Annotated in this window: 17 protein-coding genes; all 17 read left to right on the top strand. The window is 63.6% G+C overall.

Annotated features, from left to right (window positions below):
- Positions 1–14 precede the first annotated feature (14 nt).
- Complete coding sequence (gene uppS / locus F3J43_RS04035) at positions 15–770, top strand: polyprenyl diphosphate synthase (protein ID WP_166883531.1); 756 nt, start codon at positions 15–17, stop codon at positions 768–770.
- Positions 770–1,585 (top strand): phosphatidate cytidylyltransferase, encoded by an 816-nt coding sequence (locus F3J43_RS04030; protein ID WP_166883530.1) that lies wholly within the window; start codon positions 770–772, stop codon positions 1,583–1,585. Before uppS ends, F3J43_RS04030 begins: the two co-directional genes overlap by 1 nt.
- Before the next feature lie 5 nt (positions 1,586–1,590).
- Positions 1,591–2,772 (top strand): 1-deoxy-D-xylulose-5-phosphate reductoisomerase, encoded by a 1,182-nt coding sequence (ispC, locus tag F3J43_RS04025; protein ID WP_353618200.1) that lies wholly within the window; start codon positions 1,591–1,593, stop codon positions 2,770–2,772.
- Between the two features lie 43 nt (positions 2,773–2,815).
- A complete protein-coding gene (gene rseP, locus F3J43_RS04020) occupies positions 2,816–4,168 on the top strand; it encodes a sigma E protease regulator RseP (RefSeq protein WP_166883528.1) in 1,353 nt (450 codons plus the stop codon).
- 76 nt (positions 4,169–4,244) lie between these two features.
- On the top strand, positions 4,245–6,605 hold the full coding sequence (gene bamA / locus F3J43_RS04015) for an outer membrane protein assembly factor BamA (RefSeq protein WP_166883527.1): 2,361 nt from the start codon (positions 4,245–4,247) through the stop codon (positions 6,603–6,605).
- Positions 6,606–6,649: 44 nt separating this feature from the next.
- A complete protein-coding gene (locus F3J43_RS04010; protein WP_166883526.1) occupies positions 6,650–7,153 on the top strand; it encodes an OmpH/Skp family outer membrane protein in 504 nt (167 codons plus the stop codon).
- Position 7,154: 1 nt separating this feature from the next.
- A complete protein-coding gene (gene lpxD / locus F3J43_RS04005; RefSeq protein ID WP_166883525.1) occupies positions 7,155–8,210 on the top strand; it encodes a UDP-3-O-(3-hydroxymyristoyl)glucosamine N-acyltransferase in 1,056 nt (351 codons plus the stop codon).
- Between the two features lie 114 nt (positions 8,211–8,324).
- Positions 8,325–8,765 carry a 3-hydroxyacyl-ACP dehydratase FabZ gene (fabZ, locus tag F3J43_RS04000; RefSeq protein WP_166883524.1) on the top strand — a complete coding sequence of 147 codons (441 nt, stop codon included), beginning with the start codon at positions 8,325–8,327 and terminating at the stop codon, positions 8,763–8,765.
- A complete protein-coding gene (lpxA, locus tag F3J43_RS03995; protein ID WP_166883523.1) occupies positions 8,762–9,538 on the top strand; it encodes an acyl-ACP--UDP-N-acetylglucosamine O-acyltransferase in 777 nt (258 codons plus the stop codon). The genes fabZ and lpxA overlap by 4 nt, the downstream gene beginning before the upstream one ends.
- A 1-nt stretch (position 9,539) precedes the next feature.
- Positions 9,540–10,667: a lipid-A-disaccharide synthase gene (gene lpxB, locus F3J43_RS03990; RefSeq protein ID WP_166883522.1), complete on the top strand. Its 1,128-nt coding sequence runs from the start codon at positions 9,540–9,542 to the stop codon at positions 10,665–10,667.
- Positions 10,668–10,674: 7 nt separating this feature from the next.
- Positions 10,675–11,292 (top strand): ribonuclease HII, encoded by a 618-nt coding sequence (gene rnhB, locus F3J43_RS03985; RefSeq protein ID WP_205297634.1) that lies wholly within the window; start codon positions 10,675–10,677, stop codon positions 11,290–11,292.
- A 175-nt stretch (positions 11,293–11,467) separates the two neighbouring features.
- On the top strand, positions 11,468–14,992 hold the full coding sequence (gene dnaE / locus F3J43_RS03980) for a DNA polymerase III subunit alpha (protein ID WP_166883520.1): 3,525 nt from the start codon (positions 11,468–11,470) through the stop codon (positions 14,990–14,992).
- A gap of 105 nt (positions 14,993–15,097) precedes the next feature.
- Positions 15,098–16,045: an acetyl-CoA carboxylase carboxyltransferase subunit alpha gene (locus F3J43_RS03975; RefSeq protein ID WP_166883519.1), complete on the top strand. Its 948-nt coding sequence runs from the start codon at positions 15,098–15,100 to the stop codon at positions 16,043–16,045.
- A gap of 100 nt (positions 16,046–16,145) precedes the next feature.
- On the top strand, positions 16,146–17,444 hold the full coding sequence (tilS, locus tag F3J43_RS03970) for a tRNA lysidine(34) synthetase TilS (protein ID WP_166883518.1): 1,299 nt from the start codon (positions 16,146–16,148) through the stop codon (positions 17,442–17,444).
- Positions 17,445–17,713: 269 nt separating this feature from the next.
- Positions 17,714–19,342, top strand: coding sequence for a CTP synthase (pyrG, locus tag F3J43_RS03965; protein ID WP_028690661.1), 1,629 nt, complete (start codon positions 17,714–17,716; stop codon positions 19,340–19,342).
- Positions 19,343–19,345: 3 nt separating this feature from the next.
- On the top strand, positions 19,346–20,191 hold the full coding sequence (kdsA, locus tag F3J43_RS03960) for a 3-deoxy-8-phosphooctulonate synthase (RefSeq protein WP_166883517.1): 846 nt from the start codon (positions 19,346–19,348) through the stop codon (positions 20,189–20,191).
- A gap of 153 nt (positions 20,192–20,344) precedes the next feature.
- Complete coding sequence (gene eno, locus F3J43_RS03955) at positions 20,345–21,634, top strand: phosphopyruvate hydratase (protein WP_166883516.1); 1,290 nt, start codon at positions 20,345–20,347, stop codon at positions 21,632–21,634.
- Positions 21,635–21,688: the final 54 nt, after the last annotated feature.

The raw sequence follows: 21,688 nt of genomic DNA, 5'->3' as shown, positions 1-21,688 counted from the left end.
GCCGGGGTTTTTTAATGGAAAAGACCAAGTCAGCGGCGCCGTCCTCGGTGCCGCGCCATGTCGCGATCATCATGGATGGCAACAACCGCTGGGCGAAGAAGCGCCTGCTGCCCGGCGTCGCCGGGCACAAGGCCGGCGTGGATGCCGTTCGGGCGGTGATCGAGGTCTGCGCCGAGGCGAAGGTCGAGGTGCTCACGCTCTTCGCCTTCTCCAGCGAGAACTGGCAACGCCCGGCCGAAGAGGTCGGTGCGTTGATGGAGCTGTTCTTCTCGGCGCTGCGTCGCGAGGCCAAGCGCCTGAACGAGAACAACATCTGCCTGCGGATCATTGGTGATCGCTCGCGCTTCCATCCCGAGCTGCAGGCCGCGATGCGCGAGGCCGAGGCCATCACGGCCGGCAACGACCGCTTCATCCTGCAGATCGCCGCCAACTATGGTGGGCAGTGGGATATCGCCCAGGCCGCTCAGCGTCTGGCGCGAGAGGTCCAGGCCGGGCATCTGCGCCCGGAGGACATCACCCCGGGCCTGCTGCAGACCTGCCTGGCCACCGGTGACCTGCCGCTGCCCGACCTGTGCATCCGCACCGGTGGCGAGCATCGCATCAGCAACTTCCTGCTGTGGCAGCTGGCCTATGCCGAGCTGTATTTCTCCGACCTGTACTGGCCGGACTTCAAACACGAGGCCATGCGCAACGCGCTAGCCGATTTCGCCTCGCGCCAGCGCCGCTTCGGTAAGACCAGCGAGCAGGTCGAGGCTGGAGCCCGTGCTTAATGCTTAAACAACGCATCATTACCGCGCTGATCCTGCTGCCGATCGCGCTGGGTGGATTCTTCCTGCTCAACGGTGGGGATTTCGCCCTGTTCATCGGCTTCGTGGTGACGCTCGGTGCCTGGGAATGGGCGCGCCTGGCCGGCCTGATGGCCCAGCCGCTGCGCATCGCCTATGCCGCCGTGGTGGCCGGGGCGCTGATGCTGCTGTACGTCCTGCCGGAGCTGGCACCCTGGGTGCTGGGCGCTTCGGTGATCTGGTGGGCGCTGGCCACCTGGCTGGTGTTGACCTATCCGCGCAGCAACGAACTGTGGAGCAGCGCCGCCTGTCGCCTGCTGATCGGCTTGCTGGTGCTGTTGCCGGCCTGGCAGGGGCTGGTGCTGCTCAAGCACTGGCCGTTGGGCAATGGGCTGATCCTGGCCGTCATGGTGCTGGTCTGGGCTGCCGACATCGGTGCCTACTTCTCCGGGCGTGCCTTCGGCAAGCGCAAGCTGGCGCCACAGGTCAGCCCGGGCAAGAGCTGGGAGGGCGTGTATGGCGGCCTGCTGGTCAGCCTGCTGATCACTCTGGGCGTCGGCCTGGTTCGCGACTGGTCTATCGGCCAGTTGCTGCTGGGGCTGCTGGGCGCGTCGATAGTGGTCATGTCTTCGGTGGTCGGTGACCTGACCGAAAGCATGTTCAAGCGCCGCGAGGGCATCAAGGACAGCAGCAATCTGCTGCCAGGCCATGGTGGCGTGCTCGATCGCATCGACAGCCTGACCGCGGCCGTGCCGATGTTCGCCGTACTGCTGTGGGCTGCCGAATGGGGTGTGCTGTGACTCGCGTGCAACGTATCACCGTGCTGGGTGCCACCGGTTCCATCGGTTTGAGCACCCTGGATGTCATCGCTCGTCATCCGGATCGCTATCAGGTGTTCGCCTTGAGCGGCTTCTCGCGTATCGACGAGTTGCTGGCCCTGTGCGTACGCCACCGCCCGGCCTATGCCGTGGTGCCTTCCAGCGACGCCGCCGTGCGTCTGCGTGAAGGGCTGGCGGCTGCCGGCTGCGCCACCGAAGTGCTGGAAGGCGAGGGTGGGCTGTGCCAGGTGGCGGCTGCCGGCGAGGTGGACACGGTGATGGCTGCCATCGTCGGTGCCGCCGGCCTGCGTCCGACCCTGGCTGCCGTCGAGGCGGGCAAGAAGGTGCTGCTGGCCAACAAGGAAGCCCTGGTCATGTCAGGGGCGTTGTTCATGGATGCGGTGCGCCGCAGTGGTTCGGTGCTGTTGCCGATCGACAGCGAGCACAACGCGATATTCCAGTGCATGCCTGGTGACTATGCCCGCGGCCTTGGCGCTGTCGGCGTGCGTCGGATCCTGCTGACCGCCTCCGGAGGCCCGTTCCGCGAAACGCCGGCCGAGGCCTTGCTGGATGTCACGCCGGAGCAGGCCTGCGCCCACCCGAACTGGTCCATGGGGCGCAAGATCTCGGTCGACTCGGCGAGCATGCTGAACAAAGGCCTGGAATTGATCGAGGCTTGCTGGCTGTTCGATGCCAAGCCTGCGCAGATCGAGGTGGTGGTGCACCCGCAGAGCGTCATTCACTCGCTGGTGGACTATGTCGATGGTTCGGTGTTGGCCCAGTTGGGCAACCCGGATATGCGCACGCCGATCTCCAACGCTCTGGCTTGGCCGGAGCGTATCGATTCGGGGGTCGCGCCGCTCGATCTGTTCGCCATCGCCCGTCTGGATTTCCAGGCGCCCGACGAACAGCGCTTCCCTTGCCTGCGCCTGGCGCGTCAGGCTGCCGAGGCTGGTCACAGTGCGCCGGCCGTGCTCAATGCCGCCAACGAAGTGGCGGTGGATGCGTTTCTCCAGGGGCGTATCCGCTTCCCGGAGATCGCGGGTATGATCGAGCAGGTGCTCGACCAGGAGCCGGTGGTGCCGCTTGCCACCCTCGACGCGGTGTTCGCCGCCGATCAGCGTGCCCGGGAGCTGTCCCGGGAGTGGCTGCGGCGCCACGGTCGCTGACCGGCGCCGACCGGCTCCGCTGAACGTCATCCGGAGATTGGACATGACTGCGCTCTACATGATTGTCGGCACCCTGGTCGCCCTAGGTGTGCTGGTCACCTTCCACGAGTTCGGCCACTTCTGGGTGGCGCGGCGCTGCGGGGTCAAGGTGCTGCGTTTCTCGGTGGGTTTCGGCACGCCGCTGCTGCGCTGGCATGATCGGCATGGCACCGAGTTCGTGGTCGCGGCGATTCCGCTGGGTGGCTACGTCAAGATGCTCGACGAGCGCGAGGGCGAGGTGTCGCCGGCGCAGCTCGGGCAGGCGTTCAATCGCAAGTCGGTGCGCCAGCGTATCGCCATTGTCGCCGCTGGTCCGATTGCCAACTTCCTGCTGGCCATCCTGTTCTTCTGGCTCATCGCCATGCTGGGCACCCAGCAGGTGCGCCCGGTCATCGGCGCCATCGAGCCGGGCAGCCTGGCGGCGAGTGCCGGGCTGAGCGTCGGCGAGGAAATCGTGTCCATCGACGGCAAGCCGACCAACGGTTGGTCGGCGGTCAATCTGCAGTTGGTGCGTCGCCTTGGTGAGAGCGGCACGCTCAAGGTGGGGGTGCGTGAAGAGGGGGCAAGTGTCGAGCGTAGTCGCGAGATCACCTTGACTCACTGGCTCAAGGGCGTCGACGAGCCTGATCCGATCCAGTCCCTGGGCTTGCGTCCGTGGCGCCCAGCGGTAGCGCCGGTGCTGGCCGAGATCGACCCGAAAGGGCCGGCCGCTGCCGCAGGGCTGAAGACCGGCGATACGCTGCTGGCGCTCGACGGTGTCGCACTGGGCGACTGGCAGCAGGTGGTCGATGCGGTGCGTGCCCGCCCCGAGCGCAAGGTCAGCCTGCGTATAGAACGCGATGGTACGCAGCTGGAGTTGCCGGTGACGCTGGCGCGCAAGGGGGAAGGGCAAGCGTCCGGGGGGTATCTCGGGGCTGGGGTGAAAGCTGCCCAATGGCCGGCGCAGATGCTCCGCGAAGTCAGCTACGGGCCTCTGGAGGCGGTGGGCGAGGGGCTGTCGCGGACCTGGAACATGAGTGTCCTGACCCTCGAGTCGCTGAAGAAAATGCTGTTCGGGGAGCTCTCGGTAAAAAACTTGAGCGGACCGATAACCATTGCTAAAGTGGCGGGCGCTTCGGCCCAGTCCGGCATTGGGGATTTCCTGAATTTCCTGGCCTATCTGAGCATAAGCCTGGGGGTTCTGAATCTGCTGCCCATCCCAGTACTGGATGGGGGGCATTTGCTGTTCTACCTGATCGAGTGGGCGCGCGGTCGTCCGCTCTCTGATCGGGTGCAAGGTTGGGGGGTCCAGATCGGTGTCAGTTTGGTCGTCGGGGTCATGCTGCTCGCCCTGATCAACGATCTGGGTCGACTATAAAAGCTTCGCTCAATCGCGAAAACCTGCCGTTTCTTCACGGCAGGTTGTTTATTGCCAGTTGGAATAAAAGGACTTCATGAAACGTCTGCTGCTAACTGCGGTGCTCTCCGCACTGATGATCGCTGAAGTTCACGCCGAGTCCTTCACCATCTCCGATATTCGTGTCAACGGCCTGCAGCGGGTGTCCGCCGGCAGCGTCTTCGGCGCGTTGCCGCTGAACGTCGGTGACCAGGTCGATGACCGGCGTCTGGTCGAGTCGACTCGCTCGCTGTTCAAGACTGGCTTCTTCCAGGACATCCAGCTGAACCGCGACGGCAATGTCCTGATCATCAACGTGGTCGAGCGCCCGTCGGTGTCGAGCATCGAGATCGAAGGCAACAAGGCGATCAGCACCGAAGACCTGATGAAGGGCCTGAAGCAGTCGGGCCTGGCCGAAGGCGAGATCTTCCAGCGCGCGACCCTCGAAGGCGTGCGTAACGAGTTGCAGCGCCAGTACGTCGCCCAGGGCCGCTACTCGGCCGAGGTCGACGCCGAAGTCGTACCGCAGCCACGCAACCGCGTCGGCCTGAAGATCAAGATCAACGAAGGCACCGTGGCCGCGATCCAGCACATCAACGTGGTGGGCAACACGGTGTTCGACGACGAAACGCTGTCGCAGCTGTTCGAGCTCAAGACCACCAACTGGCTGTCGTTCTTCAAGAACGACGACAAGTACGCCCGCGAGAAACTGTCCGGTGACCTGGAGCGCCTGCGTTCCTACTACCTGGACCGCGGCTACATCAACATGGACATCGCCTCCACCCAGGTGTCGATCACCCCGGACAAGAAGCACGTCTACATCACCGTCAACATCAACGAAGGCGAGAAGTACACCGTTCGCGACGTGAAGCTCTCCGGTGACCTGAAGGTGCCGGAAGACCAGGTCCGTTCGCTGCTGCTGGTGCAACCGGGCCAGGTATTCTCGCGCAAGGTGATGACCAGCACTTCCGACCTGATCACCCGTCGCCTGGGTAACGAAGGCTATACCTTCGCCAACGTCAACGGCGTGCCGCAACCGAACGACCAGGATCACACCGTCGACATCATGTTCGTCGTCGATCCGGGCAAGCGCGCCTACGTCAACCGCATCAACTACCGCGGCAACACCAAGACCGAGGACGAGGTGCTGCGCCGCGAGATGCGCCAGATGGAAGGCGGCTGGGCCTCGACCTACCTGATCGACCAGTCCAAGACCCGTCTCGAGCGCCTGGGCTTCTTCAAGGAAGTCAACGTCGAGACGCCGCCGGTGCCTGGTACCGACGACCAGGTCGACGTCAACTACAGCGTCGAAGAGCAGGCTTCCGGCTCGATCACCGCCAGCGTGGGCTTCGCCCAGAGCGCGGGTTTGATCCTTGGCGGCTCGATCAGCCAGAACAACTTCCTGGGTACCGGTAACAAGGTCTCCATCGGTCTGACCCGTTCGGAATACCAGACTCGCTATAACTTTGGCTTCGTTGATCCCTACTTCACCGCCGATGGCGTGAGCCTGGGCTACAACGCCTTCTATCGCAGCACCAACTACGACGACCTTGACGTCGACGTGGCAAGCTATGCGGTGGACAGCCTCGGCGCCGGTGTCAGCCTTGGCTACCCGATCAGCGAGACTTCGCGTCTGACCTACGGCCTGACCGTGCAGCAGGACAAGATCAAGACCGGCCGCTACACCGTCGACGAGATCTTCAAGTTCCTCCAGGACGAAGGCGACAACTTCCTGAACTTCAAGGCGTCGATCGGCTGGTCCGAATCCACGCTGAACAAAGGCGTGCTGGCAACCCGTGGTCATTCCCAGAGTCTGACCCTGGAAACCACCGTGCCGGGCAGCGACCTGTCGTTCTACAAGCTTGACTACCGTGGCCAGCTGTTCAAGCCGCTGAGCAACGACTACACCCTTCGCCTGCACACCGAGCTGGGCTATGGTGACGGCTACGGTTCGACCTCCGGCCTGCCGTTCTACGAGAACTACTACGCGGGTGGTTTCAACTCGGTACGTGGCTTCAAGGACAGCACCCTCGGTCCGCGCAGTACGCCAAGCCGTGGCGCGGCAGTGACGGGCAACCGTGGCACCGTGGCCGACCCGGACCAGGATCCGCTGCCGTTCGGTGGCAACGTCCTCGTCCAGGGCGGTGTCGAGTTGCTGTTCCCACTGCCGTTCGTCAAGGATCAGCGCTCGCTGCGTACGTCCGTGTTCTGGGATGTCGGTAACGTGTTCGATACCAACTGTGGCTCGAAGCCTAGCTGCTCCAAGCCCGGCTTCTCCGACATGGCTAGCTCGGTCGGTCTGGGTGTGACCTGGATTACCGCCCTGGGCCCGTTGAGCTTCAGCCTGGCGATGCCGGTCAAGAAGCCATCCGACGCCGATACGCAAGTGTTCCAATTCTCTCTGGGCCAGACCTTCTGAGGTCGGCCCGCGTACAACGACAACGAATTATCCAGGAGTGCATCGTGCGTAAGTTGACCAAACTGGCCATCGTGGCCGCGGCGCTTGTCGCCACCCCGGCTTTTGCTGAAATGAAGGTAGCGGTGCTGAACTATCAGATGGCCCTGCTCGAATCCGACGCGGCCAAGAAGTACGCTGTCGACGCCGAGAAGAAGTTCGGTCCGCAGTTGACCAAGCTCAAGGGCCTGGAAAGCAGCGCCAAGGGTATCCAGGACCGTCTGATCAAGGGCGGCGACAAGATGCCTCAGCCAGAGCGTGAGCGCCTGGAGCTCGAGTTCAAGCAGAAGGCCCGTGACTTCCAGTTCCAGTCCAAGGAACTGAACGAAGCCAAGGCCGTTGCCGATCGCGACATGCTCAAGCAGCTCAAGCCCAAGCTGGACGGTGCCGTCGAGGAAGTGATCAAGAAGGGCGGCTACGATCTGGTGCTCGAGCGCGGTGCGGTCATCGATGTCAAACCGCAGTACGACATCACCCGCCAAGTCATCGAGCGCATGAACCAAGCGCGTTGATATGACCGTGATGATGACACTCGGCCAGCTGGCCGAGGCCCTCGGGGCCACGTTGAACGGCCCCGAGGCGCTGGAAATCACCGGGCTGGCCACCTTGCAGGAAGCCAGCCACGGACAATTGAGCTTCCTCGCCAACAAGCAGTACCGCAAGTTCCTGGACGAGTCCCAGGCCAGTGCGGTGCTGCTCAAGGCCGAGGACGCCGAAGGCTTTACCGGCAATGCTCTGATCGTGGCGGACCCCTACCTGGCCTACGCACGCATTTCCCACCTGTTCGATCCGAAACCCAAGGCTGTGGCGGGCATTCATCCCAGCGCCGTGGTGCATGAGGACGCGCACGTGGATGTCAGCGCCAGCGTCGGTCCGTTCGCGGTCATCGAAAGCGGTGCCCGCATCGGTGCCAATGTCACCGTGGGTGCGCACTGTTTCATCGGTGCCCGTTGCGTGATCGGCGAAGGCGGTTGGCTGGCTCCCCGTGTCACGCTCTACCACGACGTGACCATCGGCAAGCGCGTGGTCATCCAGTCGGGTGCGGTGATCGGTGGCGAGGGCTTCGGTTTCGCCAACGAGAAAGGCATCTGGCGCAAGATCGCCCAGATCGGCGGGGTCACCCTCGGCGATGACGTGGAGATCGGCGTGAACACTGCGGTCGACCGTGGCGCGTTGTCCGATACCCGTATCGGCGATGGCGTCAAGCTCGACAACCAGATCCAGATCGCCCATAACGTCCAGGTTGGCGACCACACTGCGATGGCGGCCTGCGTCGGCATCTCCGGCAGCACGAAGATCGGCAAGCACTGCATGATCGCCGGCGGCGTCGGGATGGTCGGTCACATCGACGTCTGTGACAACGTGTTCGTTTCCGGTATGACCATGGTGACGCGTTCGATCACCGAACCGGGCGGTTATTCGTCCGGCACGGCCATGCAACCCCTGGCCGAATGGCGCAAGAGCGCCGCGCGTATTCGCCAGCTGGACGAGATGTCCAAACGTCTCCAGCAGCTGGAAAAACGTGTCGACACCGTGACCTTGGCTGGCCAGCCGACATCAGAAGGCTGATACCATTCCCTGAGCACGCGTCAACTGTCGCTAGCTGGCTCCTCTTTGGATCTGCAAAAGGAGCGTGAGGTCAGTCCCTGCGCTCCCTATTCTTATTACAGGCTTCCCCCCGAAATGATGGACATCAACGAGATTCGCGAATACCTGCCTCACCGTTACCCGTTCCTGCTGGTGGACCGGGTCACGGATCTGGATGTCGAGGCTCAAAGCATTCGTGCCTACAAGAATGTCAGCATCAACGAGCCGTTCTTCAACGGCCACTTCCCGGCGCATCCAATCATGCCGGGCGTGCTGATTATCGAGGCAATGGCCCAGGCGGCCGGGATTCTCGGCTTCAAGATGCTCGACACCAAGCCGGCTGATGGCACCCTTTACTACTTCGTCGGTTCCGACAAGCTGCGCTTCCGCCAGCCGGTACTGCCGGGCGACCAGTTGGTGCTGGAAGCCAAGTTCCTCAGCCGCAAGAGCATGATCTGGAAATTCGAATGCCGCGCCCTGGTCGACGGCAAGCAGGTCTGCTCGGCCGAGATCACCTGCGCGGAACGCTCCCTATGAGTTCGATTGATCCTCGGGCGATCATCGACCCCTCGGCCAAGCTGGCCGAGGGTGTCGAGGTCGGCCCCTGGTCGATCGTAGGCCCCGATGTGGAAATCGGGGAGGGCACCGTCATCGGTCCGCATGTGGTGCTCAAGGGGCCGACCCGTATCGGCAAGCACAACCGCATCTACCAGTTCTCGTCGATCGGTGAAGACACCCCTGACCTGAAGTACAAGGGTGAGCCGACCCGCCTGGTAATCGGCGATCACAACGTGATTCGCGAGGGCGTCACCATCCACCGCGGTACCATCCAGGACCGCGCGGAAACGACGCTGGGCGATCACAACCTGATCATGGCCTATGCCCATATCGGTCACGACAGCGTGATCGGCAACCACTGCATCCTGGTCAACAACACCGCGCTGGCGGGTCATGTGCATGTCGGCGACTGGGCGATCCTGTCTGGCTACACCCTGGTCCACCAGTATTGCCACATCGGCGCTCATGCCTTCTCCGGCATGGGCACGGCGATCGGCAAGGACGTGCCAGCCTATGTCACCGTGTTCGGCAGCCCTGCCGAAGCCCGCAGCATGAACTTCGAGGGCTTGCGCCGTCGTGGCTTCAGCGATGAAGTGCTGCATGCGCTGCGCCGCGCCTACAAGATCGTCTACCGCCAAGGGCTAACCGTCGAAGAGGCGATGAAGGAGCTGGACGAGCTGGCGAGCCAGTTCCCGGAAGTCGAAGTGTTCCGCCAGTCGATCATCGCCTCCGCCCGCGGCATCACCCGCTGACATGGCCCCGCTCTGCGTTGCGCTGGTCGCGGGCGAGGCCAGCGGCGACATTCTTGGTTCCGGCCTGATGCGCGCCATCAAGGCCCGTCATCCCGATGTGCGTTTCATCGGTGTTGGCGGGCCTTTGATGGAAGCCGAGGGTATGACTTCCTACTTCCCCATGGAACGCCTGGCGGTCATGGGGTTGGTGGAAGTGCTCGGACGCCTGCGCGAGCTGCTCAAGCGGCGCAAGGCGCTGATCCAGACGCTGATCGACGAAAAGCCCGATGTCTTCATCGGTATCGATGCGCCGGACTTCACCCTCAATATCGAACTCAAGTTGCGTCAGGCCGGGATCAAGACGGTGCACTACGTCAGCCCGTCGGTCTGGGCCTGGCGGCAGAAGCGTGTGCTGAAGATCCGCGAAGGCTGTGACCTGATGCTCACGCTGCTGCCGTTCGAAGCGCGCTTTTATGAAGAGCAGGGCGTGCCGGTGCGTTTCGTCGGCCACCCGCTGGCCGACACCATTCCACTCGAGGCCGACCGTGGTGCGGCGCGTGCCGAACTGGGGCTGGGCGAAGGTCCGGTCATTGCCCTGATGCCGGGCAGTCGGGGCGGTGAGGTCGGGCGCCTGGGGGCCTTGTTCCTCGATGCTGCCCAGCGTTTGCGCGAACTGGTGCCGGGGGTGCGTTTCGTGCTGCCGTGCGCCAATGCCGCGCGCCGGACCCAGGTCGAACAGATGCTGGAAGGGCGCGAGCTGCCATTGACCCTGCTCGACGGCCAGTCGCACAACGCGCTGGCGGCCTGTGACGCGGTGCTGATCGCGTCCGGCACCGCGACCCTGGAGGCCATGCTGTACAAGCGGCCGATGGTGGTGGCCTACCGCCTGGCGCCGTTGACTTACTGGATTCTCAAGCGCCTGGTCAAGAGCCCCTACGTGTCGTTGCCGAACCTGCTGGCCCAGCGTCTGCTGGTGCCTGAGCTGCTGCAGGATGCCGCCACCAGCGAAGCCCTGGCACAGACCCTGGCACCGCTGGTCGCCGATGGCTCGCAGCAGACCGAGAGCTTCGATCAGATTCACCGAACCCTGCGCCGTGACGCCTCCAACCAGGCGGCCGAGGCGGTGCTGGCCCTGTTGAAGGACCGCTGACATGCAGATGGGACTGGATTTCAACCTGGTCGAGGAACTGGTCGCCGGTGTCGACGAAGTCGGTCGTGGCCCGTTGTGCGGCGCCGTGGTCACCGCCGCGGTGATCCTCGATCCGCGCAGGCCGATTCTTGGTTTGAACGATTCGAAGAAACTCACCGAGGCCAAGCGCGAGGCACTGTTCGACGAGATCTGCGAAAAAGCGCTGAGTTTTTGCATTGCCCGCGCCGAGGTCGAGGAAATCGACCGCCTGAACATCCTGCAGGCCACCATGCTGGCCATGCAGCGCGCGGTGGAAGGCTTGCATGTCACGCCCAAACTGGCGCTGATCGACGGCAACCGCTGCCCGAAGCTGGCGGTGCCAGCGGCACCGGTGGTCAAGGGTGACTCCCAGGTGCCGGCCATTGCGGCGGCCTCGATCCTGGCCAAGGTTACCCGTGACCGCGAGATGAGCGAGTTCGAGCGGATCTATCCGGGGTACGGTATCGGTGGGCACAAGGGGTATCCGACCCCGGTGCACCTCGAGGCCCTGGCCCGTCTCGGGCCGACGCCCATTCATCGGCGTTCGTTCGCGCCGGTACGGGCTGCGTGGGAGGCCCGTGCAGGGATCTCCAGCTCGCTGATCTGATCCTGGCGTGCCCATTCGCGGGGCAAGCCCGCTCCCTCGCGCAGATGGATGCGCGTAGGAGCAGGCTTGCCCCGCGATGCATTCTGCAACCAACCGCTGGCCTCCAGGTGAGGCAAGTGAAGTTCAATACGCTACAATCCCGCCCTTGTCGTTCAGCTCTGCTACAGGATCCTCCATGTCGGTCTCCTTCGTTCACCTTCGCGTGCACTCCGAATTCTCCCTGGTCGATGGCCTGGTGCGGATCAAGCCGCTGGCCAAGGCCCTGGCCGGGATGAACATGCCGGCGGTGGCGATCACCGACCAGAGCAACATGTGCTCGCTGGTGAAGTTCTACAAGACCGCCATGGGCGCCGGCATCAAGCCGATCTGCGGCGCCGACCTGTGGCTGGCCGGTGACGAGCCGGACGCGCCGCTGTCGCGGATCTGCTTCCTGGCCATGAACCCCAAGGGCTACCGCAACCTCACCGAGCTGATCTCGCGAGGCTGGACCGACGGTCAGCGCAACGGCCTGGTGGTCATCCAGCGCGACTGGATCGCCCCGGCCAGCGAAGGGCTGATTGCCCTGTCCGCGGCCAGGGAGGGGGATATCGGCATGGCCCTGATGGCCGGTCGCCAGGCCGAGGCCGAGGCCTTGCTCGGCGACTGGATGGGCATGTTCCCCGAGCGTTTCTATGTCGAGGTGCAGCGCACCAACCGCGCCGGTGACGAAGAGTACCTGCACGCCGCCGTGGCCCTGGCCGACAAGCTCGGCGCACCGCTGGTGGCGACCAACGACGTGCGGTTCGTCAAGCAGTCGGACTTCGACGCCCACGAGACTCGCGTATGCATCGGCGAGGGCTGGACCCTCGACGATCCGCGCCGTCCGCGCGGCTACAGCGACCAGCAGTACCTCAAGTCGGCCGAGGAAATGGCCGAGCTGTTCAGCGACCTGCCGGATGCCATCGCCAACACCGTGGAGATCGCCAAGCGCTGCAACATCACCGTGCAGTTGGGCAAGTACTTCCTTCCCGACTTCCCCACGCCCAACGGCATGGGCATCGACGACTACCTGCGCCACGTCTCCCACGAAGGCCTGGAGGAGCGCCTGGCGGTGCTCTGGCCGAAGGAGACCACGCCGAATTACGAAGAGAAGCGCCAGGTCTACCTGGACCGCCTGAAGTTCGAGCTGGACATCATCATCCAGATGGGCTTCCCCGGTTACTTCCTGATCGTCATGGACTTCATCAAGTGGGCCAAGAACAACGACGTGCCGGTTGGTCCGGGGCGGGGATCGGGTGCCGGCTCGCTGGTGGCCTACGTACTTAAGATCACCGACCTCGATCCGCTGGCCTACGACCTGCTGTTCGAACGTTTCCTCAACCCCGAACGTATTTCCATGCCCGACTTCGACGTCGACTTCTGCATGGACGGCCGTGACCGGGTGATCGACTACGTGGCCGAGGCCTACGGGCGCAACGCGGTGAGCCAGATCATCACCTTCGGTACCATGGCCGCCAAGGCGGTGGTGCGTGACGTGGCGCGGGTGCAGGGCAAGTCCTACGGCCTGGCCGACCGCCTGTCGAAGATGATCCCGTTCGAAGTGGGCATGACCCTGGAGAAGGCCTACGAGCAGGAAGAGATCCTGCGCGATTTCCTCAAGGGTGACGAGGACGCCCGCGAGATCTGGGACATGGCCCTCAAGCTCGAGGGCGTCACCCGTGGTACCGGCAAGCACGCCGGTGGCGTGGTGATCGCCCCGACCAAGCTCACCGACTTCTCGCCGATCGCCTGTGACGAAGAGGGTGGCGGTCTGGTGACCCAGTTCGACAAGGACGACGTCGAGGCCGCGGGCCTGGTGAAGTTCGACTTCCTCGGCCTGCGGACGCTGACGATCATCAAGTGGGCGATGGAAATCATCAACCGCGAGCAGGCCAAGAAGGACCTGCCCGACGTCAATATCGACTTCATCCCGCTGGACGACCGCAAGACCTACGAGCTGTTGCAGAAGGCCGAGACCACGGCGGTGTTCCAGCTCGAATCCCGCGGCATGAAGGAGCTGATCAAGAAGCTCAAGCCTGACTGCCTGGAAGACCTCATCGCACTGGTGGCGCTGTTCCGTCCCGGCCCGCTGCAATCGGGCATGGTCGACGACTTCATCAACCGCAAGCACGGTCGCGCCGAGCTTGCGTACCCGCATTCCGACTACCAGTACGAAGGCCTCAAGCCGGTACTCGCGCCTACCTACGGCATCATCCTGTACCAGGAACAGGTGATGCAGATCGCCCAGGTGATGGCAGGCTACACCCTCGGTGGCGCCGACATGCTGCGCCGGGCCATGGGCAAGAAGAAGCCCGAGGAGATGGCCAAGCAGCGCGGTGGCTTCATCGAAGGTTGCGTGGCCAATAATATCGACGCGGACCTGGCCGGTAACATCTTCGACCTGGTAGAGAAGTTCGCCGGTTACGGCTTCAACAAGTCCCACTCCGCCGCCTACGGCCTGGTGTCCTACCAGACCGCCTGGCTGAAGACCCACCACCCGGCGCCGTTCATGGCGGCGGTACTGTCGGCGGATATGCACAACACCGACAAGGTGGTGGTGCTGGTCGAGGAAGTGCGCAGCATGAAGCTGCGCCTCGACGCGCCTGATGTGAACTTCTCCGACTTCAAGTTCACCGTCAATGACGATGGCCGCATCGTCTATGGCCTGGGAGCGATCAAGGGCGTGGGCGAGGGGCCGGTGGAGGCGATCGTCGAGGCGCGTGCCCAAGGTGGCCCGTTCAAGGACCTGTTCGACTTCTGCGAGCGTATCGACCTCAAACGGGTCAACAAGCGTACCCTCGATGCGCTGATCCGCAGCGGTGCGCTGGACCGCCTGGGCCCGCACTTCCATGACGAGATCAAGGCCTACCAGGCCAACATCGACCTCAACCGCGCGACCTTGCTGTCGGCGCTGGGCGAGGCCGTGAAGGCCGCCGAGCAGGCTGCCCACACTGCCGACAGTGGCCACGTCGATCTGTTCGGCGGCATGTTCGATGCCGCCGATGTGGACGTCTACGCCAACCACCGCAAGGTGCGCGAACTGACGCTCAAGGAGCGTCTGAAAGGGGAAAAGGACACCTTGGGCCTGTACCTCACCGGCCACCCGATCGACGAGTACGAGGCCGAGATCCGTCGTTTCGCCCGCCAGCGCATCGTCGACCTGAAGCCCGCGCGCGATACCCAGACCATCGCCGGGATGATCATTGCCCTGCGGGTCATGAAGAACAAGAAGGGTGACAAGATGGGCTTCGTCACCCTCGACGACCGTTCCGGACGTATCGAGGCCTCGCTGTTCGCCGACGCCTTCATGGCTGCTCAGGCCCTGTTGCAGACCGACGCCATGGTGGTGGTGGAGGGCGAGGTCAGCAACGATGACTTCTCCGGCGGGTTGCGCCTGCGGGTCAAGACCGTGATGACCCTCGAGGATGCGCGCACCAAGCTGGCCGAGAGCCTGCGCCTGAAAGTCGCCCATGACGCGCTCAAGGGCGATCGCCTGAGCTGGCTGGGCGACCTGATCACCCGCCACCGCGGGGGATGTCCGATCACCCTCGAGTACACCGGCAGCGACGCCAAGGCCATGCTGCAGTTCGGCGACCAGTGGTGCATCGACCCGGCCGACGGTCTGATACAGACGCTGCGTGACCAGTTCGGGCGTGAGAACGTCTTCCTGCAATATCGTTGAAGCGACGAATTTTAATCTCGACCTGAATGCGCCTGATCCCTTAAGGTAGGGCGCCAAACGGATCCACCGGCCGGCCGCCTGGCCGTAGACCCAAGACGGAAGCCTATGAACCCGAATTTCCTCGATTTCGAACAGCCGATTGCCGACCTGCAAGCCAAGATCGAAGAGCTGCGCCTGGTGGGCAACGACAACTCGCTGAACATCAGCGATGAGATTGCCCGTCTGCAGGACAAGAGCAGCACCCTCACCGAGAGCATCTTCGGCAACCTGACCAGCTGGCAGATCGCACGCCTGGCCCGTCATCCGCGCCGTCCGTACACCCTCGACTACCTCGAGCACATCTTCACCGAGTTCGAAGAGCTGCACGGCGACCGTCACTTCGCCGACGACGCTGCCATCGTCGGTGGCACCGCGCGCCTGAACGACAAGCCGGTCATGGTCATCGGTCACCAGAAGGGCCGTGAGGTGCGCGAGAAGGTGCGCCGCAACTTCGGCATGCCGCGTCCGGAAGGCTACCGCAAGGCCTGCCGCCTGATGGAAATGGCCGAGCGCTTCAAGATGCCGATCCTGACCTTCATCGATACTCCGGGCGCCTACCCGGGCATCGACGCCGAAGAGCGCAACCAGAGCGAGGCCATCGCCTGGAACCTGCGTGTCATGGCACGCCTGAAGACCCCGATCATCGCCACCGTGATCGGTGAGGGCGGTTCCGGCGGCGCACTGGCCATCGGCGTGTGCGACCAACTGAACATGCTGCAGTACTCGACCTACTCGGTAATCTCGCCGGAAGGCTGCGCCTCGATCCTGTGGAAGACCGCCGAGAAGGCTGCCGACGCCGCCGAGGCCATGGGCATCACCGCCGAGCGCCTGAAGAGCCTGAACATCGTCGACAAGGTCATCCAGGAGCCGCTGGGCGGCGCTCACCGTGACCCGGTGAAAATGTCCGAGAGCATCCGCGCCGACCTGATCGAACAGCTGGACATGCTCGGCAAGTTCGACCACGACGCGCTGCTCAAGCGCCGTTACGATCGCCTGATGAGCTACGGCCTCTAACAGGTCGCAGTGATAATCGCGGGACAAGCCCGCTCCCACGCAAGGATTGCGCGCGAGGGAGCGGGCTTGTCCCGCGATGCGATCCAGGAGAGGGACGCCAATGCCAGACCTCGCCACGCAACTCGCTCCCTGGCTCAATGCCCCCGCCTGGTACGTCGCCTTCTCTGGCGGCCTCGACTCCACCGTCCTCCTGCACCAACTCGCCGGCTACGCCCATGGCCATCCCTCGCCGCCCCTGCGCGCCGTGCACGTGCATCATGGTCTGCAAACCGTGGCCGATGCCTGGCCTGGCCATTGCCAGTCGATCTGCGATGCCCTTGGGGTCGAACTCGACGTGATTCCCGTTCAGGTCGCGCCTGGCGCCAGCCTCGAACAGGCTGCCCGGGATGCCCGTTATGCTGCCTTCGCCAAGCTGCTGGGTCCCGGCGCGGTACTGTTCACCGGCCAGCACCGCGATGACCAGGCCGAGACCTTGCTGTTCCGCCTGTTGCGTGGTGCCGGCCTGCGTGGCCTGTCCGCCATGCCCGAGGCGCGGCCGTTGGGGCAGGGCAGCCTGGTGCGTCCACTGTTGAAGACGTCGCGCCAGCAGTTGCAGGCCTATGCCGAAGTCCACGCGCTGAGGTGGGTCGAAGATCCATCCAATCGCGATACCGCTTTTGCCCGCAACTTCTTGCGAGGCGAGGTTTTCCCTCTGCTGTGCCAGCGCTGGCCGCAGGCTGCAGGCAATCTTGCCCGCAGCGCCGAGCATCTTGGCGAGGCGCTGGGCTTGCTGGACGAGCTGGCGAGGGGCGATCTGGCGAAGGCCTGCGGCAATGCGCCGCTGCCCTGGCTCGGCCTGGACTCTCTCGACCTGGAGGTACTGGCTGCGCTGTCGCCGGCGCGTCAGCGCAATGCACTGCAATACTGGCTCGGCCAGCGTACCCGGTTGCCGGACAGCCGCCACTGGGCCGGTTGGGAGGACTTGCGCGACGCGGCTGTCGATGCACGGCCAGTCTGGCGCCTGACCGACGGTGAGTTGCAGCGCAGTCATGGTCGTATCTGGTGGTTGAGCGGGCCATGGCAGGGCAGCCCGGATGCCTGCGCCATCGACTGGCCGGACCACCGCGTGCCGGTGACGCTGCCTGGCAACGGTCGGATATGGCTTGAAGGCCAGCCCGGCGACATCGAGCTGCGTATCGCCTACCGCCAGGGCGGCGAAGTGCTCGAGGTGCCCGGTCGCGGCCGACGCGATCTCAAGCGCCTGCTCAACGAGCAGATGATTCCGTGCTTCGTGCGTCCGCGCCTGCCGCTGCTGTTCCAGGGCGAGCGGTTGCTGGCGGTGGCCAACCTGCCGGCCCTTGGCCAGGCAGGCTGGCAGTTGCGCTGGCAACCGCCGACCAGCGCGCAAGGTTTGAGCTGAAGGGTACATTCGGGTAGACTACCCTCCCTTCTTGATACAGCTTCTGTGGGTTCCTCGAAAACACAGGAGTTGCCGATTACCAAGCAGTTTTTTGCTGGGCTGATTCTTAAAATGACGAGCGAGCTCCAAACCGGGGACACCCCTGGTCTGTACAGACGCGGCAGTTGTTCGAGATGCACTGTAATTGACGCAGGTGATCGGGGGCTTCGGCCTTCCTTCGCTTTCTCCGGCGGCGCTGGCCGCCTTAACGCAGACTTCTAGGGTTTTTCATGACGCGCTACATATTCGTCACGGGCGGTGTTGTTTCTTCATTGGGGAAAGGCATTGCCTCGGCTTCCCTGGCGGCCATCCTGGAAGCGCGGGGCCTGAAGGTCACCATGCTCAAGCTGGACCCGTACATCAACGTCGATCCGGGCACCATGAGCCCGTTCCAGCACGGTGAAGTGTTCGTCACCCACGACGGCGCCGAGACCGACCTCGACCTGGGCCACTACGAGCGGTTCATCCGCACCACGATGACCCAGAACAACAACTTCACCACCGGCCGCATCTACGAGCACGTGCTGCGTAAAGAGCGCCGTGGCGACTACCTGGGCGCGACCATCCAGGTCATCCCGCACATCACCGACGAAATCAAGCGCCGCATCATCAAGGGTGCCGGCGACGCCGACGTGGCCCTGGTCGAGATCGGCGGCACCGTGGGTGACATCGAGTCGCAGCCGTTCCTCGAGGCGATCCGCCAGCTGCGTGTCGAAGTGGGCTCCAAGCGCGCCATGCTGATGCACCTGACCCTGGTCCCGTACATCGCCACCGCTGGCGAGACCAAGACCAAGCCGACCCAGCACTCGGTCAAGGAGCTGCGCTCCATCGGCCTGCAGCCGGACGTGCTGATCTGCCGCTCCGACCACCCAGTCGATGCCTCGTCGCGCCGCAAGATCGCGCTGTTCACCAACGTCGAAGAGCGTGCGGTGATCTCGCTGGAAGACGTCGACACCATCTACAAGATTCCAGGCGTACTGCACGCCCAGGGCCTGGACGACTTCGTCGTCGAGCGCTTCGGCCTGCAGTGCAACAGTGCCGACCTGTCCGAGTGGGACAAGGTGGTCGACGCCAAGCTCAACCCTGAGCAGGAAGTCACCATCGCCATGGTCGGCAAGTACATGGAGCTGCTGGACGCGTACAAGTCGCTGATCGAAGCGATGAGCCACGCCGGCATCACCAACCGCACCAAGGTCAACCTGCGCTATATCGACTCCGAAGACATCGAGAACCAGGGCACCAGCCTGCTCGAAGGCGCCGATGCCATCCTCGTCCCGGGCGGTTTCGGCCTGCGTGGCGTCGAAGGCAAGATCACCGCGGTGCAGTACGCCCGTGAGAACAAGGTGCCGTACCTGGGCATCTGCCTGGGCATGCAGGTGGCCGTGATCGAGTTCGCGCGCAACGTCATGGGTTGGAAAGACGCCAACTCCACCGAGTTCGACCGCAACAGCGGCCACCCGGTCGTTGGCCTGATCACCGAGTGGGCTGACGCCACCGGCGCGGTCGAGACCCGTACCGAAGCCTCCGATCTGGGTGGCACCATGCGCCTGGGTGCACAGGACTGCCAACTGGCGGCCGGCTCCAAGGTCCATGACTGCTACGGCAAGGATGTGATCACCGAGCGTCACCGCCACCGTTACGAAGTCAACAATGTGCTGCTGCCGCAACTGGTCGACGCCGGCCTGGTGGTTTCCGGCCGTTCCGAAGACGGCGCGCTGGTCGAAGTGGTCGAGTCCAAGGACCACCCATGGTTCGTCGCCTGCCAGTTCCACCCGGAGTTCACCTCCACCCCGCGTGACGGTCACCCGCTGTTCAGCGGTTTCGTCAAGGCGGCCCTGGCACAGAAGAACAAGGCCTGATCCATGACTCAGAAGATCATTCGCGTCGGTAACATCGAGATCGCCAACGACAAGCCGTTCGTCCTGTTCGGCGGCATGAACGTCCTGGAGTCCCGTGACCTGGCCCTGAAGGTCTGCGAGGAGTACGTGCGGGTGACCGAGAAACTCGGCATCCCGTACGTGTTCAAGGCCAGCTTCGACAAGGCCAACCGTTCGTCGGTCAACTCGTACCGTGGCCCGGGCATGGAAGAAGGGCTGAAGATCTTCGAAGAGATCAAGCGGACCTTCAACGTGCCGGTGATCACCGACGTGCACGAGCCCTACCAGTGCGAGCCGGTAGCCAAGGTGTGCGACATCATCCAGTTGCCGGCCTTCCTGTCGCGCCAGACCGACCTGGTCGTGGCGATGGCGAAGACCGGCGCGGTGATCAACATCAAGAAGGCGCAGTTCCTGGCGCCCCACGAGATGAAGCACATCCTCGCCAAGTGCGTCGAGGCGGGCAACGACCAACTGATCCTCTGCGAGCGTGGTTCGAGCTTCGGCTACAACAACCTGGTGGTGGACATGCTCGGCTTCGGCATCATGAAGCAGTTCGAGTACCCGGTGTTCTTCGACGTGACCCACTCGCTGCAGACGCCGGGTGGTCGTGCCGACTCCGCCGGTGGTCGCCGCGCCCAGGTCACCGACCTGGCCAAGGCCGGCATGAGCCAGGGCCTGGCCGGTCTGTTCCTCGAGGCCCACCCGGATCCGGACAACGCCAAGTGCGACGGCCCGTGCGCCTTGCGCCTGGACAAGCTGGAACCGTTCCTCAGCCAGCTCAAGCAGCTGGACGACCTGGTGAAAAGTTTTCCGACGGTAGAAACCGCGTAAAGCTCATTTCTCGGGTAAAGTACCGCCCGTTCCACCCCCTGACCCATCGGTCAGGGGCTCCCTTCCCCAGGCCTGCCCGTGCCATGTCGCCTGGTGAACGGCAAGAATTCCCAAAGCTGCGTTGTTTTCGTCAATTCTGGAGTGCTTACAACAATGGCAAAGATCGTCGACATCAAAGGTCGTGAAGTTCTCGATTCGCGTGGCAACCCCACCGTGGAAGCCGATGTATTGCTCGACAACGGCATCATCGGCAGCGCTTGCGCGCCGTCGGGTGCTTCCACTGGCTCGCGCGAAGCGCTGGAGCTGCGTGATGGCGACAAGAGCCGTTACCTGGGCAAGGGCGTGCTGAAGGCCGTTGCCAACATCAACGGTCCGATCCGCGAACTGCTGCTGGGCAAGGATCCGGCTGACCAGAAAGCTCTGGACCGCGCGATGATCGACCTCGACGGTACCGAGAACAAGGCCAAGCTGGGCGCCAACGCCATCCTGGCCGTGTCGCTGGCGGCTGCCAAGGCTGCAGCCCAGGACCAGGACCTGCCGCTGTACGCACACATCGCCAACCTCAATGGCACCCCGGGTCAGTACTCCATGCCGGTTCCGATGATGAACATCATCAACGGCGGCGAGCACGCCGACAACAACGTCGACATCCAGGAGTTCATGGTTCAGCCGGTAGGCGCCAAGACCTTCTCCGACGGTCTGCGCATGGGCACCGAGATCTTCCACCACCTCAAAGCCGTGCTCAAGGCCCGTGGCCTGAACACTGCCGTCGGTGACGAAGGCGGCTTCGCTCCGAACCTGGCTTCCAACGAAGACGCCCTGGGCGCCATCGCCGAAGCCGTCGAGAAAGCCGGCTACAAGCTGGGTACCGACGTGACCCTGGCCCTGGACTGCGCAGCTTCCGAGTTCTATGAGGAGGGCAAGTACAACCTCTCCGGTGAAGGCAAGTCGTTCGACGCCGAAGGTTTTGCCGAGTACCTGAAAGGCCTGACCGAGCGCTTCCCGATCATCTCGATCGAAGACGGCCTGGACGAGTCCGACTGGGCGGGCTGGAAAATCCTGACCGACAAGATTGGCGAGAAGGTGCAACTGGTCGGTGACGACCTGTTCGTGACCAACACCAAGATCCTCAAGGAAGGCATCGAGAAGGGTATCGGCAACTCGATCCTGATCAAGTTCAACCAGATCGGCTCGCTGACCGAAACCCTGGAAGCCATCCAGATGGCCAAGGCCGCTGGCTACACCGCGGTCATCTCGCACCGTTCCGGTGAAACCGAGGACTCGACCATCGCCGACCTGGCGGTTGGTACCGCTGCTGGCCAAATCAAGACCGGTTCGCTGTGCCGTTCCGACCGCGTCAGCAAGTACAACCAGCTGCTGCGCATCGAGGAGCAACTGGGTGCCAAGGCCGTTTACCGCGGTCGTGCCGAGTTTCGCGGCTGAGCAAGAGATGGTAAAAAGGCAGCAGCCGAGGCTGTCTGAACTTTCACACTGAAA

Source organism: Pantoea sp. Cy-639 (genome assembly GCF_011752525.1).
GTDB lineage: Bacteria > Pseudomonadota > Gammaproteobacteria > Pseudomonadales > Pseudomonadaceae > Aquipseudomonas.
This window is presented reverse-complemented; position numbering and strand designations above follow the sequence as displayed.